Raw genomic sequence first — 15,415 nt, forward strand, 5'->3', positions numbered from 1 at the left:
GCATGCTACGCCAGCTACCTCGCCCAAAGGCGGCAGAATCACCCCGGACATGGCCGACGAGCTGCAGGCGATCGTCAACGAGATCAACAACCGGCCCATGCGCCTGCTCGGCTACCAGACACCCGCCGAAGCCTACCAGCAGGAACTGCTAAACTTACCCCACCAGCCACAGTGTTGCACTTCAATCTAGACAACGGGGACTCGTGTGGTAGCGGGCCTGCGCGTAGTATGGACGCAGACGAACAGGAATACGGCGAACCGGTGTCGGCCGTGACGGACGACGCCAGGTCACCGAACGATCTCGACGGTGTAGCGATAACGACGAGCGTGGCGCATGCGCGTCACGATACCGGGCGAGGATAACGAACGGAGCATGATGGCATCGAATACGACGACACTGAGCACGCGGCAGCGCAAGCAGCTGAAGACGCTGGCGAACCCGCTCAACCCCATGTTGTGGATCGGTAAGAACGGCATCACCGACACCGCGGTGCAGCAGGCCGACGAAGTGCTCGAATCGCATGAGCTCGTCAAATGCGTGGTGCAGGACGGCGCTCCGGTCGATGCGCATGAGGCGGCCGACACGTTGGCGCAGAAGCTGCATGCGGCGGTGGTGCAGGTGATCGGCCACCGCTTCGTGCTGTACCGGCGCACCGACAAGGAAGGCGTGAGCCAGATTCAACTCGTGGACTGATTCCCGGGGTGTGGTGAGGGCTCGGTCCGGAAGGGACACAAGACGATGAGAGCCGTGTATGCGCAGGGCGTCGATGCCGCGCATCCGCTCGCGATGCTGCGGGTGGGCGAGATGCCGGAACCCCAATCCCGGCCGTATTGGTCGACCGTGGCTGTGCGGGCCGCGAGTCTGAACCATCATGATCTGTGGAGTCTGCAAGGCGTGGGGCTTGCCGCCGAGCGTACGCCAATGATCCTGGGGACCGACGCCGCGGGGGTGCTGCTCGACGACATCGCCGTCGGCGGAGCGGAGCACGCCGCCGCGTGGCGTGCGGGCGACCGCGTCGCGATCTACGGCGTCATCGGCACCGACGGCGCCGGGGTTGGACCGGGGGAACGGCGCTCCATGTTGTCGGAACGCTATCCCGGCACGATGGCGCAACGCGTCGCGGTGCCCAGCGCCAATATCATGGCCGCGCCCGCGAACCTCGACGATGACGAGGTGGCGATCCTGGGGACCAGCTGGCTGACCGCCTATGCGATGCTGTTCGGCGCCGCGCGGGTCAAGCCCGGCGATACGGTGCTGGTGCAGGGCGCGGGCGGGGGAGTTTCGACGGCCGCGACCCAGCTCGCCCATGCCGCGGGGCTGGAGGTGTTCGTCGCATCGAGGTCCCCCGCCAAACGCGAACGGGCGCTCGGCCTGGGTGCGGACGGTGCCTTCGACATCGGGGCGCGACTGCCGCACAAGGTCGATGCCGTGATCGAATCCGTGGGTCGGGCCACATGGCCGCATTCGATTCGGTCGGTTCGGCCCGGCGGGGTCATCGCCGTGTGCGGCGCCACCACGGGGGACCAGCCGGGGGCCGAGCTCACGCGGATCTTCTTCCAGGACATCCGTGTGCAGGGCGTCACCATGGGCACGCGGGAGGACTTCGGTCGACTGTTGCGATTCGTGGAGCACGCCGACCTGCACCCGGTCATCGACCACGTCTATGACTTCGATCACGCGGCCGAGGCCTTCGCGAGGATGCGTGACGGCGACGTCTTCGGCAACATCGTGCTGCGTCCGTAGGCCGTCCCCGCTTTTCCGTGCCGCTGCGTAGAGTTGTGCGTGGCTTGACAGGAGGCACGACATGGCGCAAGACACGGCTTCGGTGGCGGTGATCATGGGATCGGCGAGTGATTGGCCGACCATGAAACACGCCTGCGACATCCTTGAACGGTTCGGGGTGGCGTACAGCAAACAGGTGATTTCGGCGCATCGCACCCCCGAACTCATGGCCCGATTCGCCTCGCAGGCCCGGGCTTCCGGACTCAAGGTCATCATCGCCGGCGCGGGGGGCGCCGCGCATCTGCCCGGCATGGTGGCCGCGCAGACCACGTTGCCCGTCATCGGTGTGCCCGTGCGTTCCCACGCCTTGTCCGGATGGGATTCGCTGCTCTCCATCGTGCAGATGCCCGGCGGCATCCCGGTCGCCACGACCGCTGTCGGCGATTCCGGCGCCACGAACGCCGGACTGCTTGCCGTGAGCATCCTGAGCACCGCGGACGGGCGCCTGGCCGACGCTCTGCATGACTATCGCGAGGAACTCAAACGAAAGGTGTCGCAATCCAATGCCGAGCTTGCATGAGGAGACCCACGGGAAGATCGACATGCTGATGCCCGGTGCGTGCATCGGCATCATCGGGGGAGGCCAGCTCGGCCAGATGATGGCCATCAGCGCCAAGTACCACGGGTTCCGCGTCGGGGTGCTCGATCCCACGCCGGATTGCCCGACCGCTCAGGTCGCCGACTTTCAGATCACCGCCGCGTACGATGACCGCGACGCCATCCGGCAGCTGGCCGAACGCAGCGACGTGCTCACCTACGAGTTCGAGAACGTCGATGCCGACGCCATCGATCAGGTCCGTGATCTGGTGAGCGTGCCGCAGGGCACCGACCTGCTGCGCGTGACGCAGGACCGGGTCCATGAGAAGCGTTTCATCAATGACCACGGCACGCAGACTGCTCCGTGGAGGCAGGTCGACGACTTGGACGGCCTCGACGCCGCGGTGCGTGAGATCGGTTACCCCGCGGTCCTCAAGACCCGGTGCGGCGGGTATGACGGGCATGGCCAGGATGTGTTGCGTACCGAAACGGATCTCCAGCGTATCCATCGACGCGACGAGGGTGCCGGGACCTTCCCGCCATCGATCCTGGAGGGATTCGTCGACTTCGCTTTCGAAGCCTCGATTCTGGTCTCCGGCAACGGCAGGGATCTGGTGACGTTCCCGATGGTGCGCAACGACCACCGGCACAACGTCCTGCACATCACCACCGCCCCGGCCCATGTGGATCCGGAGATCGCCCGTGAGGCGAAGGCGCTCGCCCTACGGCTCGCCAAGGGGTTCGAGCTTGCCGGGACGTTGGCGATTGAACTGTTCATCACCCGCGACGGCCGCGTCGTGGTCAATGAGCTCGCGCCGCGGCCCCATAATTCGGGTCACTACACCATCGAGGCCTGCTCGATGTCGCAGTTCGACGCCCACATCCGCGGCATCGTGGGTTGGCCGTTGCCCGAGCCGCGGCTGCTGAGCCCGGCGGTCATGGTCAACATCCTGGGGCAGCATATGGCGCCCGTGCTCGCCCTGATCGGCAAGCACCCCGAGTGGCAGCTGCATGACTACGGCAAGGCCGAAGTGCGTCGGGACCGCAAGATGGGGCATATCACGGTCCTCACCGACGATCCGGCGAGAACGGTGCGCGAACTCGAGGCGACGGGATGCTGGGATGATCTCAAGCCCGGGGCCAAGGGCGACACGGCCGACATCGCCGACACGGACTGAATCCGGGGCGAGGGCGGTTTACGCCCACCATGATATGGCCGTGTCCGGCGCGAGCTGGGTATGATGGTCGGCAGAATGACAACAGGAAGGAACGGCATGCGCAAATCCGTCTCCAGACACACCAGACAGAAGGATGTGATGCTGCAGGGCTTGCGTGAATGCGAAGGCTTCGTTTCCGCGCAGGATCTGCATCGACGTCTGTCCGACGAGGGGCTCAACATCGGCTTGGCGACCGTATACCGTCAGCTGCGCTCCCTCGAGGAGGTCGGCTCGGTCGATACCATACGGCTCAACGGCCAGCAGATGTTCCGCATCTGCGAGGACAATGGGCACCACCATCACCTCATCTGCGAACGGTGTGGTCGCACCGTCGAGATCGAACCACCCGATGAGCAGTGGCTGCGTCACATCGCCTCGGATCACGGATTCACCATGACCTCGCACACCCTCGAGGTCTTCGGGCTGTGCCCCGACTGCCAGCGTCGCGATGACGCCGACCATGCCGGAGCCGATACCCAGGTACAGACCGCCGCCCAGGCCGGTGCCCAGACCGTCGCGTAGACCTGCAGTACCCGAATATACGAGAACCCGCCCGGATATGATCACCGGACGGGTTCTCGTATATTCGTGTCGCCTTACGTGTGGCCTTACGAATGAATCGTCTTGAGCATCTCCACGACCTGCGAGGCCTTGAGTTCGGGCACGTAGGAACTCAGGACGGCCAGGCCGATCTGCGCGAGTTTCGCGGAATCCAGATAGCACATGTAGACCGGATCGGTCTGCGGCTGGAACTTACGCTTGAAGAAGTACAGCGACTTGAACCCATACGCCGGTTCGATGTAATCCGCCACGATCTGCAGGGCGTGCTCGATGACCTCGGCGTCCGCGGTGCCGTGGGCATCCTGTCCCATACCGGCCAGGGGCGCGGCGGACAGGCTCATGAACTCCACGGCGTGTGCGGGGTCGGCCTCGCCCTCGTCGCGCAGGCGTTCGGCCATGCGGGCGATGAGAAACTCCATGATGCCGTTGGGTGAATCCGTGCGGTGGCGCATGAAGTCGAGCGTCCATCCGATGATCCGTCCACCGCGGTACGTCGGCATCCAACTGGTGACGCCTTGGACGAGACCGTCCTCATCGACCGCGTACAGCACCGCGACTCGGGGGTCGCGCAGCTCCTCGAGGCCGCCGAGCGTGAACTTCATCTCGGGCAAGGCCTTGAGTGACGCCCACTGTTCGGAGATGTCGATGATCTGCTGCTGGACCTTCCAGCCCGCCTGATCGAACGTCGTGAGGACATCGGTGATGCCGACGCGCTTGGCCTTGTTGATCGCGGTGCGGATGTCCTGCCACTTCTTGCCGCGCGTCTGCCAGTCCTTGGGGATGACGACCATCTCAGTGCCGACGTGGATCGAGGAGCAGCCCAGCCGTTCGAGTTGCTCCCGGGTGCGCTCGTGCACCGCATAGAATGCGGGCGACAGCGAGTGGGCGTAGCAGAAGCGCATGAAGTCGGGCAATGCGCTGTCGTATTCCTCCGGATCGCCGAAGGGACCGGTGACGGTGAGCGCCACGCCATGCGAGACGCGATAGGCAATGCCACAACGCCCGCTGGGGGAGAACCAGTACCGATTGCCTTCCCACGTCGTCATGAAACTCATCGATTCCCCGTCGGTCTCGACGAGACGGTCCGCGCGTTCGCGTCCACGCTGGCCCTCTTCGAGCCGATCACGGAACCAGAAGTAGAAGACGACGAGCACGGTGACCCACATCGCCGTGATGATGAGCCAGCAGATGGCCGATGTCAGTTCCGTGTCCGGGTGCAGGGAGCCGCGCAACCGGCCCGCGAAGCCCACAGGCAGCAGACGATGCAGGAAGTCGAGCAGGAGGCTGCCGGGTGTGGCGCGCGGCGTGAAAGCTTCCGCGCGGGACATGCCGAAGACGACGAAAGTGAGGCCGGTCAGCAGGGACATGGTCACGATGGCCGCCATGCCACGGAGCAGAGGTCGGGACGGTGCCCTGACCTCGAAGTGGGACAGACTGGAGGTCAGGCTGATCGCCAGTATCAGCGGCGGTGCGGCCGTGAGCAGGAACGCGATCGTCAGAGCGAAGTGCCGTGGCTCGATCCCGGGCGTGATATCCATGCTCAATGGGAAGACGAGGTAGTCGGCGATGGCGAACAGCGTGGAGAGTGTGTTGAACAGGATGCACACCAAGGCGGCCAGGCGGCGGCCATGATACAGGCCCCACGCCACGATGAGCATGGCGACGACCGGCAGCAGGATGCGTGTCCACAGGCCGAACATGGCCACGCGGTGCACGCCGGCGAGTACCAGGCAGCTGGTGGTCAGATGATTGCGTTCGCAGGAGTTCAGGAGTGCGTCGGCGTTGATGTCCGGGCTCAGGAACAGTCCCATGCCGGTCAACAGCCCGGCGTGGGCACGGGACGTCATGGAGATGATGGGGCCGATGGCGAAGACCATCTGCACCGTCGCGAACAGCCGGCGCGTCTCGTAGTCCGTGCCGGGCCACCAATGGGTGCGGGTCTCGCGGCGCATGGCGTCCGGCTGCTCCCCGCGTGACGAGAAGTCGTCCACGGAGGGGCTGCTGGCCATGGTCGTGTGGGCGGTGGTGGAGTCGGATGCAGAGGCGGCGGTGGTGTCGGATATGGCGTCCTCGGATGCCGCAGAATCCAATGCCTCGGCTGCAGCGACATCGTCCGCAACCATGCTGCCGGCAGCACGCATGACCGCGGAGGCCTTCGCGTCGCGTTGGCGCATGTCATGGCGGTGCATGAGGTTGCCGGCCACATGCCCGATGATGGCGATGGCCAGTGTGCAGTAGTCACCGGGGCTGCCACTGAACAGCAGCGCGGTGGCGGTGAAAGCGTAGACGATGAGGATGATGCGCCGTCTCCACATCACGGATTCGTAGGCACTGCACGCCATGGCTATGCCGATCGCCATGGTCAGGGGGGACAGGGTCACATTGAGGCGCTCGAGCCAGGACCAGTCGGCCTGCTGGCTGTTGATGGCCACGCAGACGAGTAGACCCAATGCGGTGCCGAAGAACGCATTGACCGCGATGAGCGCAGCCGTACGCACCACTCCGGTGCGGGATTCCGCGAAGCCCACGGCAAGCAGCGTGACCAGGGCACAGAAGATGAGCATGAACGGGGTCTTCACGAAGAACAGCGATTCGACGAGATGCTCGAATTGCTGCAGCAGACCGCGGGTCCGCACGCCGTTGCCTGGACCGGGCACACCTGGCCGGTGGGGGGTGAGCGCCTCCACGAAGCTCAGCGACAGGCCTGACGAGGCCCGATCGGGCCGGTGCAACGCCATCCATACCCAACGGCTGATGTTCGCCAGCACGAACACGCCGGTGACCACGATGGCGAAGACGTGTCGGGTCAGCCAATTGCGGAAGTCGTCGGCCAGGGCGTTCCAGCCCGAGGCTGTGCCTCTGGTGGTTTGTGTGGATGCCATTTATTTCACCTCATCGGTTGTGGACGGCGTCTGCTCGATGATGTCGAGCCCGCCGTACTGTGAGAGTCGTTTCGTGTTGGTGCCGAGTCCCGTCTGTTCTCCGAAGATCTCGATCTGGGGGTGCAACGCGGCCTGCACCGCATGCCAGTCGTGGCCGGAATCCCTGCTGATGAGCGTGGTCACGGCCATGCCGGCCTCCCGAGCGGCCTTGCCGATGATCAGCTGGTTGCGCTGCGACTCGGCGTCCCAGGCTCCGGCGGTCGTGAGCATGGTCTGTGCGGAGGGAGCCTCGCGCGCGATGATCTCGGTGGGGACATGGCGCAGGTAGGCCTCCAGATCGCCGCCGAAATACCGGTTCACAGTGGTGCTGCGATTATGCGAGGTGGGTTCGAGCTCGCCGTTCGCGGCGAAGATGTGGCCGTACAGGTTCGGGTGAGCCGGTCCGAGCTGCGTGCTGCACGTAGCTCCCTGGGAGAAGCCGCCGATCAGCCAATTACGTGCGGCTTCGGAGACGGGCAGGTTCTTGGTCACCCAGCGGGTGACGTCGACGGTCAGATACGTTTCCGCCTTGCCGTAGACCGGGGTGTCGGCGCACAGCGAATTCTGCTTGGTGGACCCGTTCTGGTCGGGGGAGATGACGATGGGGGCCAGTCCATGGTGGTGTTGCGCGTAGTCGTTCATCATGGTGGTGATGTTGCTCGCGCCAAAGAATCGGTCAGGGCTGCCCGGCTGCCCGGCCATCATGACCATCACCGGCAGGGCCGGGGGTCGGTGGCTTAGTGCTGCCGGGGGCAGATAGACGTCCGCGTCCCGCGCCACGAAATGCGATACGGTCGCGGGGATCTTGACGGTGCGGACCTCGCCCACTTTCGGCATGGCGGGCAGGCGCCCCTCCACGGCCAGACGACGCCATTGGGCCACGGTCATGGTTGCGGAGGTGGAATGTCGTTGGTCGAGCTGGCGGTAGTTTGGCAGATTGAGCACGGACCCGAGCGTCGTATACTCCCCGTATACCGCGTTGACGCCCATGGCGGAGCTGATCAGTACGAACGGCACCAGGACCGAGGCCGCCACACGTCGCCAGCGGCGACCGTGCACAATGGCGGTGATGGAGAATCCCAAGGCGCCGGCGGCTGCGGCGACGATCGCCATCACGAGCCATCCGAGTTCGACGCCGAAGACCATCCAGCGGTCAGACATGAACCACACGAGGATCCCGACCACGATGAAGGCGACCAGACCGACCGCACACTCCTTGAGCAGTGCGGGCAGTCGACGCCCGCGTGGCTTGAGCGCCACCACGACGAGTGCGAGTGCAAGGGTTATGCCGTACAGGCTTGTCGGGAGCCATCCCGTCAGCAATAAGATGTGCGTCAGACCGTGCATCATACCTCTTTCATCAATTTCCCCAACGTCCGGGTGACCATGATAGCCGGGCATGCCGAACGGGGACATCGTTCATGGGGATGAGTCCGGCATGTATCCCGGCATGCCCGGTCCTTGGACTCGCCAGCGTACCGCCCCATCCTGAGAGTCGACACGTCAATGTGCCGACTCTCAGGATGGGGGGTGTGTCAGTGGGAGGTATCGGTGTCGGCGTCCTGTCCATTGAGGCCATCGACGGCCTTGAGGGCCTTGGCTCCGATGTCGTGCCGATAGAACATGCCGGTGGTGTCCAGTCCGTCGAGCAGTTCGTAGACCCGCCGATACGCCTCCGCGATGGTCGGTGCGGTCGTGGCGACGAGCATCACGCGGCCCGAGGCCGAGACCAGGTCGTCGCGACTCGGACGCACCTGGGCCTGCTCCTGCTGGTCGGCTCTGTAGGGGTCCTGGTTCGGGGTCACCTTCACGGTGAATCCGTCGACCGCGGGGCCTTCGGTGCTGCTGCGCTGTTCGACGGGCCGTTGCTTGACGCCGGCGTAATAGACATGGGTGTGGTCGTCCGTGGCAATGGCGGGAATGGCGGCTCCGGCGACCGGTGTGGTGGGATAGCCGTCCGATGCGAGGATGACGCCGAGGGTTGCACTGTCGGCGTCCCAGGTGAACGTGGGGGTGCGGTCGTTGAGAATGTCGTCGAAACCCTTGCCCAGATCGGAGGTCAACCGGGGCAGCACCACTTCGGTTTCGGGGTCGCCGAACCGTGCGTTGAACTCGATGACCTTCGGCCCGTCCTCGGTGGCGATGAGACCCGCATAGAGCACGCCGGTGAAGGGCATGCCCTCCTCATCCATGGCCTGCAGCACCGGTCGGATGATGGTGTCGATGGCCGTGGCCACGACGTCGTCCCCGATCTGCGGCACCGGGCTGTAGGCCCCCATACCGCCCGTGTTCGGCCCCTTGTCGCCGTCGTAGGCCCGCTTGTGGTCCTGGGCGATGGGCATGGGCCAGAAGTCCGTGCCGTGGGCGAAGCACATAAGCGAGAACTCCTCGCCCTGCAGGAAGTCCTCGATGACGACCTTGGCGCCGGCCCGGCCGAACCGGTGGTCGACGAAGATGTCGTTCAACGCGTCGAGCGCCGTGTCGACGTCCATGGCGACGGTCACTCCCTTGCCTGCCGCCAGGCCATCGGCCTTGATGACGATGGGGGCGCCATGGTCCAACACGTACTGCCGAGCGGGTTCGAGATCGTCGAATGTGGCGTAGGCGGAGGTGGGGATGCCGTGACGCAGCATGAGCTGTTTGGCGAAGTCCTTGGACCCTTCGATCTGCGCGGCGGCCTTGCTGGGGCCGAAGGCCTTGATGCCGGCGTTCCTGAAGTCGTCGACGATGCCCTCGATGAGCGGCACCTCGGGGCCGACGAAGACCCAGTCGTAATCGTTGTCCTTCACGAAGTCGATGAGCGCCGAATGATTGGCGGTGCTCAGTCGGGTGATGCGGATGCCGTCGCGCGTCATGCCCAGGTTGCCTGGGGCGACGGTCACCTCCTCGACGCTTGGGCCGCGCAACAGCGATGCGGCGACCGCGTGCTCGCGTGCTCCCGAACCGATGATCAGAACCTTGATTCCCATGGGTGTGTGTCCTTATCCGCCGTCCGTAGTCCTGGCACGGCATTCATGTCGAGATCCGGGTGTGGATGATACGCCGGACCGAATGACCTGCATGACTTCCGTCTTTACTGTAGGCCCGTTCATCGCCGGAGCGTTCACCACTGGCCTTGTTCGTCACCGTTCGTCACCGGCCTTGTTCGTCACATGGCCGGTGACCGGTGATCCGGTCGATTACGCCTCTTCGAATTCTACCCGCTGTGCGTGTCCTTCGACGATGCTGCGTTCTTTGACGATGCTGCCGATGCGATAGGCCGTCTCGCCCTCGGCCTTGAGCAGGGCCAGCGCCTCATCGGCGCGTGCGGCGTCGACCGCCAACACCATCCCGATGCCCATGTTGAAGACGTTGAACATCTCGGCGTGGTCGATGCTCCCGGCGCGTTCGATCAGATCGAAGATCGGCGGCAAGGGCCAGCCGCCCAGCGTGATGCGGGCTGCAAGACCCTGGGGGATCATGCGCGGGATGTTCTCGATGAAACCGCCACCGGTGATGTGCGCGACGCCCTTGACCACCCCGGCCTTCATGACGGGCCGCAGGGCATGCACGTAGATGGTCGTCGGCGTCAGCAGGGTGTCGCCCACCGTCGCACCGCCCAGCCGGTCGGGGGTGTCGTGCACGTCGTAGCCGCCCTGATCGAACAGCGCCTTGCGGGCCAGCGAGAATCCGTTCGAGTGGATGCCGCTCGACGGCAGGCCGATCAGCGCGTCGCCCTCACGGACGGTGGAGCCGTCGACGACCGCGGAACGCTCGGCCACGCCGACGCAGAAACCGGCGAGATCGTATTCGTCCTCGTCATACATGCCGGGCATCTCCGCGGTCTCGCCGCCGATCAGCGCGCAACCGGCCAGCACGCAGCCGTCGGCCACGCCGGAGACCACCTGTTCGAGCTGGGCCGGTTTGTTCTTGCCGCAGGCGATGTAGTCGAGGAAGAAGAGGGGTTCGGCGCCCTGGGCGGCGATGTCGTTGGCGCACATGGCCACGCAGTCGATGCCGATGGTGTCGTGCCGGTCCATCATCTTGGCGACCATGAGCTTGGTGCCCACGCCGTCGGTGCCCGAGACGAGCATCGGCTCGCGGTATCCCAGCGAAGCCAGGTCGAACAGGCCGCCGAAACCGCCGATGCCACCCACCACACCGGGTCGTGTGGTGCGATCGACGTGTGATGCGATGCGCTTGACGACCTCGTATCCGGCTTCGACGCTGACTCCTGCCGCTTCATAGGCATGTGGCATGATGGGCTCCTTTGGGTGGCTGCTATGGCTGGTGTGACTGTTGGTGGTGATGGTGGTGGGTGTCAGGCGTGTGCCGGCGAAGGCGTTACCGTGGGTGCCGGCGTAGTTGTAGGATCGCTGGCGAATTCGTTGTCGTGGTAGATGCTGCGCTCGCGGGCGTATGTCATGAGCCGCGCACGGTCCGGCTTGCCCAGGGAGGCGAGGAACTCCTGCTCGTAGTCGTCCAGCGCGGTCGGGTAGTCGCCGTTGAAATAGGCGACGCACAGCCCGCCGTAAGGTGCGTTCTCATGCAGTCCGATCGAGTCGATGAGTCCGTCGAGGCTGAGAAATCCCAGGGAATCGGCGCCGATGTACTCGCGGATCTCCTCCGCGCTTTTGGTCGCGGCGATGAGCTCGCGTGTGGTGGAGATGTCGATGCCGTAGAAGCACGGGTAGCGCAACGGCGGCGAGCTGATGCGCATATGCACCTCGCTGGCCCCCGCCTCGCGCAGGAGTCGGACGATGCGCTTGGAGGTCGTGCCGCGCACGATCGAATCGTCGATGACGATGATGCGCTTGCCTTTGACCACGCCCCGGACCGCGGACAGCTTCATGCGCACGCCTTGTTCACGCAGTTCCTGTGTCGGCTGGATGAAGGTGCGTGCCACGTACTGGTTCTTGATCAGACCCATCTCGTTCGGCAGCCCGCTTGCCTCGGCATATCCGGAGGCGGCGGACAGCGAGGAGTTGGGCACGCCGATGACCATGTCGGCCTCGACGGGTTGTTCGTGCGCGAGCCGGGCTCCCATGCGCTTGCGCGCCGAATGGACGTTGATGCCGTAGATGTTCGAATCGGGGCGCGCGAAGTAGATGAACTCCATGGAGCAGATGGCCAGTTGCGTGTCGTCGGTGTATCGGGTGATTCGATAGCCGTCGTCGTCGATCACGACGATCTCGCCGGGCCGGATGTTGCGTACCAGTTCGGCGCCCACGGTGTCCAGGGCGCAGGTCTCGGAGGCCAGCACATAGGCGCCGTTGGTCATGCGACCCAGCGAGAGCGGGCGGAAGCCGTTGGGGTCGAGGGCGCCGATCATGGCGTGCTCGGTCATGAGCAGGTAGGCGAATCCGCCGTGCACCGCCATGAGCGCGCTCTTGAGCTTCTCCATGAACGTGGGCTTGTCCGAACGGCGGATGAGGTGCATGAGCACCTCGGTGTCGGAATTCGAATGGAAGATCGCGCCCTCGTCCTCCAGTGCGGTGCGCAGGCTGACGCAGTTCGTCAGGTTGCCGTTATGGCACAGGGCGATGTCGCCGTCATGGAAGCGGAACAGGAAGGGCTGGATGTTGTCCACGCCGGTGGAACCGGAGGTCGCGTATCGCACGTGGCCGATGGCGCGGTCGCCGCGCAGCCGGGCGATCTCACGCTCGTCCGAGAAGACCTTGGTGAGCAGCCCCAGACCCCGGTGGCCCGTGAGTTTCCCGTTCTCGTTCGAGACGATCCCGGCCCCCTCCTGGCCCCGGTGCTGCAGGGCATGCAGCCCGAAGTAGGTCAGGCGGGAGGCGTCGGGGTGCCCCCAGACGCCGAACAGACCGCATTCCTCGTGAATGTCCTCTAGTTCAACGGACATGCCGATGCTCCTTCCACAACCGTCGTAATGGTGGATTCGCCCTTTCAGGCTATCAATCGAGCACTACAGGCACCGGCCGCCCGGGCTCGTCTCGGGCGGCCGGAGGGGTCAGTCGCCGAAGTAGCGCACGCCGGATTCGAAGATGGGTTCGTGGGCGTCGCCCGGTACATTGCGGTACAGCCCGCGGCCCGAGCGTTCGCTGTGGCCCATCTTGCCGAAGACGCGGCCGTCGGGGCTGCAAATGCCTTCGACCGCGAGCATGGAGCCGTTCGGATTCACCGTCAGATCCATGCCGGGCACGCCCCGGTCGTCCACGTACTGGGTGCAGATCTGGCCGGAGCCGACCAGGCGTTCGAGCAGGTCGGGCCTCGCGACGAACCGTCCCTCGCCGTGGGAGATGGCCACGGTGTGGATGTCGCCCACCTGGCACCGGGCGAGCCAGGGGGAGAGATCCGAGGCCACGCGGGTGCGCACGAGACGGCTCTGGTGCCGGCCGATCTCGTTGAAGGTCAGTGTCGGACACGTCTCGTCCATGGGCACGATGTCGCCGTAGGGCACGAGGCCGAGTTTGATGAGCGCCTGGAATCCGTTGCAGATGCCGAGCATGAGTCCGTCACGGTTCTTCAGCAGGTCGCGCACGGCGTCCGACACTTCGGGGGAGCGGAAGAACGCGGTGATGAACTTGGCGGAGCCGTCCGGTTCGTCGCCGCCGGAGAAACCTCCGGGCAACATGACGATCTGGCTGCGGTTGATCTCGTCCGCCAGACGGCGGGCCGAGGAGGCGACCGATTCGGGGGTGAGGTTGTTGATCACCAGCGTCGTCGCCCGTGCGCCGGCCCGGGTGAAGGCCGCCGCGGCATCGTATTCGCAGTTCGTGCCGGGGAACACGGGGATCACGACCTGCGGGCGGGCCACAGGGGCCCCGGCATGGTGATGATGTCGCCCGGTCGTGGCCGTGATGGCCTTCACCGGCTCGCCGTGGTGGCGGTAGGGGAAGACGGGGGCGATGGCCTCCTCCCAATCCTCCTGCAGGGCCGCGAGGTCGAGCCGCTCTCCGCCGGCGTCGAGGACATAATCGGCGCGGGTGCGGCCGATCTCTCCCATGCACACGTTGTTCGTGGCGGCGGGCAGTGTCGCGTCGTCGGTGAGTTCGACGAGGAAGGACCCGTATCCAGGCGTGAACAGATCGTCCACGGCGATCCAAGGGTCGAGCGTGAGGCCGATGCGATTGCCCACACACATGGAGAAGAGCGAGGCGGCGCTCGCCCCGTAGCCCGGGGTGGACACCGCGACCGCGTCGCCGGCGTCGATGAGCTCCTCGACGATGTCCATCGCCTCCAGCAGGCCGTCGGTGTGCGGGGTGAGGCCGTCCTCGCCATAGCGCGGGGCGATCCTGACCACGCGGTGGCCGGCGCCCTTGAACTCGGGCGAGGTCGCGTGGTCCATCGGACCGACCGCCACCGCGAACGAGATGAGGGTCGAGGGCACGTCGAGGTCCTCGAAGCTGCCGCTCATGGAATCCTTGCCGCCGATGGCGCCGACGTTGCAGTCGACCTGTGCCTTCAGTGCGCCGAGCATGGCGGCCGTGGGCTTGCCCCACCGCGCGGGGTCGTCGCGCAGCGCGCCGAAGTATTCCTGGAAGCTCAGGTAGGCGCGGTTGCGCCGGAACCCGGTGGCGACGAGTCGGGAGAGCGACTCGACCACGGACAGGTACGCCCCGGTGAACTCGTTGCGTTCCATGATGTAGGGGTTGAATCCCCAGGCCATCGCGGAGGCGGTCGTCGTCTCGCCGTCGACGGGGAGCTTGGCGACCATGGCCTGCGCCGGGGTCAGCTGCGTGCGCCCGCCGAAAGGCATGAGTACGGTGCCGGCGCCGATCGTCGAATCGAACCGTTCCGCCAGCCCCTTGTTTGACGCGATGTTGAGATCGGTCACCAGCGTATGCATGCGTTCGCGCAGCGTGCCCTGCATCCACAGGGTGCGGTAGTCGCCGCCCCGCCGCACATGCACGCGCTGGTGCTTCGCAGCGCCGTTGGAGGCGAGGAAGGCGCGGCTCAGGTCGACGATGGTCTTGCCCCGCCAGGTCATACGCATCCGAGGCTGTTCGGTGACCGTGGCGATCACGGTTGCCTCGAGGTTCTCCTCGCGGGCGTACCGCAGGAAGGTCTCGACGTCCTCGGCGGCCACGTCGACCGCCATGCGTTCCTGGGATTCGGATATGGCCAGCTCGGTGCCGTCCAGCCCCTGGTATTTCGTGGGCACCCGGTCGAGGTCGATGTCGAGGCCGTCGGCGATCTCACCGGTGGCTACCGAGACGCCGCCCGCACCGAAATCGTTGCACCGTTTGATGAGTCGGCAGGCGTCCTTGCGGCGGAAGAGCCGCTGCAGCTTGCGTTCCACGGGGGCGTTGCCCTTCTGCACTTCGGCGCCCAGCTCGTCGAGGGAATCGACGTCGAGGCTTTGCGAGGCCCCGGTGGCGCCTCCGATGCCGTCGCGTCCGGTGCGGCCGCCGAGCAGGATGATGGCGTCACCGGGGGCCGGTGTCTCGCGG

General features: G+C 65.5%; 11 protein-coding genes and 1 pseudogene. 6 read left to right on the forward strand and 6 right to left on the reverse strand.

What is annotated here, in order from left to right; genetic code table 11:
• From BMON_RS10150 to BMON_RS07625, 6 genes and pseudogenes are all read left to right on the forward strand, one after another.
• A pseudogene (locus BMON_RS10150) lies at positions 1–190 on the forward strand (hypothetical protein); the annotation flags it as partial.
• Between the two features lie 183 nt (positions 191–373).
• Positions 374–694 (forward strand): YhbY family RNA-binding protein, encoded by a 321-nt coding sequence (locus BMON_RS07605; protein WP_407711941.1) that lies wholly within the window; start codon positions 374–376, stop codon positions 692–694.
• 45 nt (positions 695–739) lie between these two features.
• Positions 740–1,744 (forward strand): zinc-binding dehydrogenase, encoded by a 1,005-nt coding sequence (locus BMON_RS07610; RefSeq protein WP_033513583.1) that lies wholly within the window; start codon positions 740–742, stop codon positions 1,742–1,744.
• 61 nt (positions 1,745–1,805) lie between these two features.
• On the forward strand, positions 1,806–2,303 hold the full coding sequence (gene purE, locus BMON_RS07615; protein WP_033513585.1) for a 5-(carboxyamino)imidazole ribonucleotide mutase: 498 nt from the start codon (positions 1,806–1,808) through the stop codon (positions 2,301–2,303).
• Complete coding sequence (gene purK, locus BMON_RS07620; RefSeq protein ID WP_033513586.1) at positions 2,287–3,498, forward strand: 5-(carboxyamino)imidazole ribonucleotide synthase; 1,212 nt, start codon at positions 2,287–2,289, stop codon at positions 3,496–3,498. The genes purE and purK overlap by 17 nt, the downstream gene beginning before the upstream one ends.
• Before the next feature lie 96 nt (positions 3,499–3,594).
• Positions 3,595–4,059, forward strand: coding sequence for a Fur family transcriptional regulator (locus BMON_RS07625; protein ID WP_081882999.1), 465 nt, complete (start codon positions 3,595–3,597; stop codon positions 4,057–4,059).
• Between the two features lie 86 nt (positions 4,060–4,145).
• On the opposite strand, the gene BMON_RS07630 is transcribed toward BMON_RS07625, so the two are convergent.
• The 6 genes from BMON_RS07630 to BMON_RS07655 all read right to left on the reverse strand — a co-directional run.
• Positions 4,146–6,980, reverse strand: a complete 2,835-nt coding sequence (locus tag BMON_RS07630; protein ID WP_051918016.1) for a bifunctional lysylphosphatidylglycerol flippase/synthetase MprF — start codon at positions 6,978–6,980, stop codon at positions 4,146–4,148.
• On the reverse strand, positions 6,981–8,369 hold the full coding sequence (locus BMON_RS07635; protein ID WP_237745383.1) for an alpha/beta hydrolase: 1,389 nt from the start codon (positions 8,367–8,369) through the stop codon (positions 6,981–6,983).
• A gap of 185 nt (positions 8,370–8,554) precedes the next feature.
• On the reverse strand, positions 8,555–9,988 hold the full coding sequence (purD, locus tag BMON_RS07640; RefSeq protein WP_051918017.1) for a phosphoribosylamine--glycine ligase: 1,434 nt from the start codon (positions 9,986–9,988) through the stop codon (positions 8,555–8,557).
• Positions 9,989–10,198: 210 nt separating this feature from the next.
• Positions 10,199–11,257 (reverse strand): phosphoribosylformylglycinamidine cyclo-ligase, encoded by a 1,059-nt coding sequence (gene purM, locus BMON_RS07645; RefSeq protein WP_033513588.1) that lies wholly within the window; start codon positions 11,255–11,257, stop codon positions 10,199–10,201.
• 62 nt (positions 11,258–11,319) lie between these two features.
• Complete coding sequence (gene purF, locus BMON_RS07650; RefSeq protein WP_051918018.1) at positions 11,320–12,864, reverse strand: amidophosphoribosyltransferase; 1,545 nt, start codon at positions 12,862–12,864, stop codon at positions 11,320–11,322.
• 108 nt (positions 12,865–12,972) lie between these two features.
• Positions 12,973–15,415 (reverse strand): phosphoribosylformylglycinamidine synthase (locus BMON_RS07655; protein ID WP_034885412.1); only part of this gene is annotated, 2,443 nt, incomplete at its 5' end.

Origin of the sequence: Bifidobacterium mongoliense DSM 21395, assembly GCF_000741285.1 — a bacterium.
GTDB classification, from domain to species: domain Bacteria; phylum Actinomycetota; class Actinomycetes; order Actinomycetales; family Bifidobacteriaceae; genus Bifidobacterium; species Bifidobacterium mongoliense.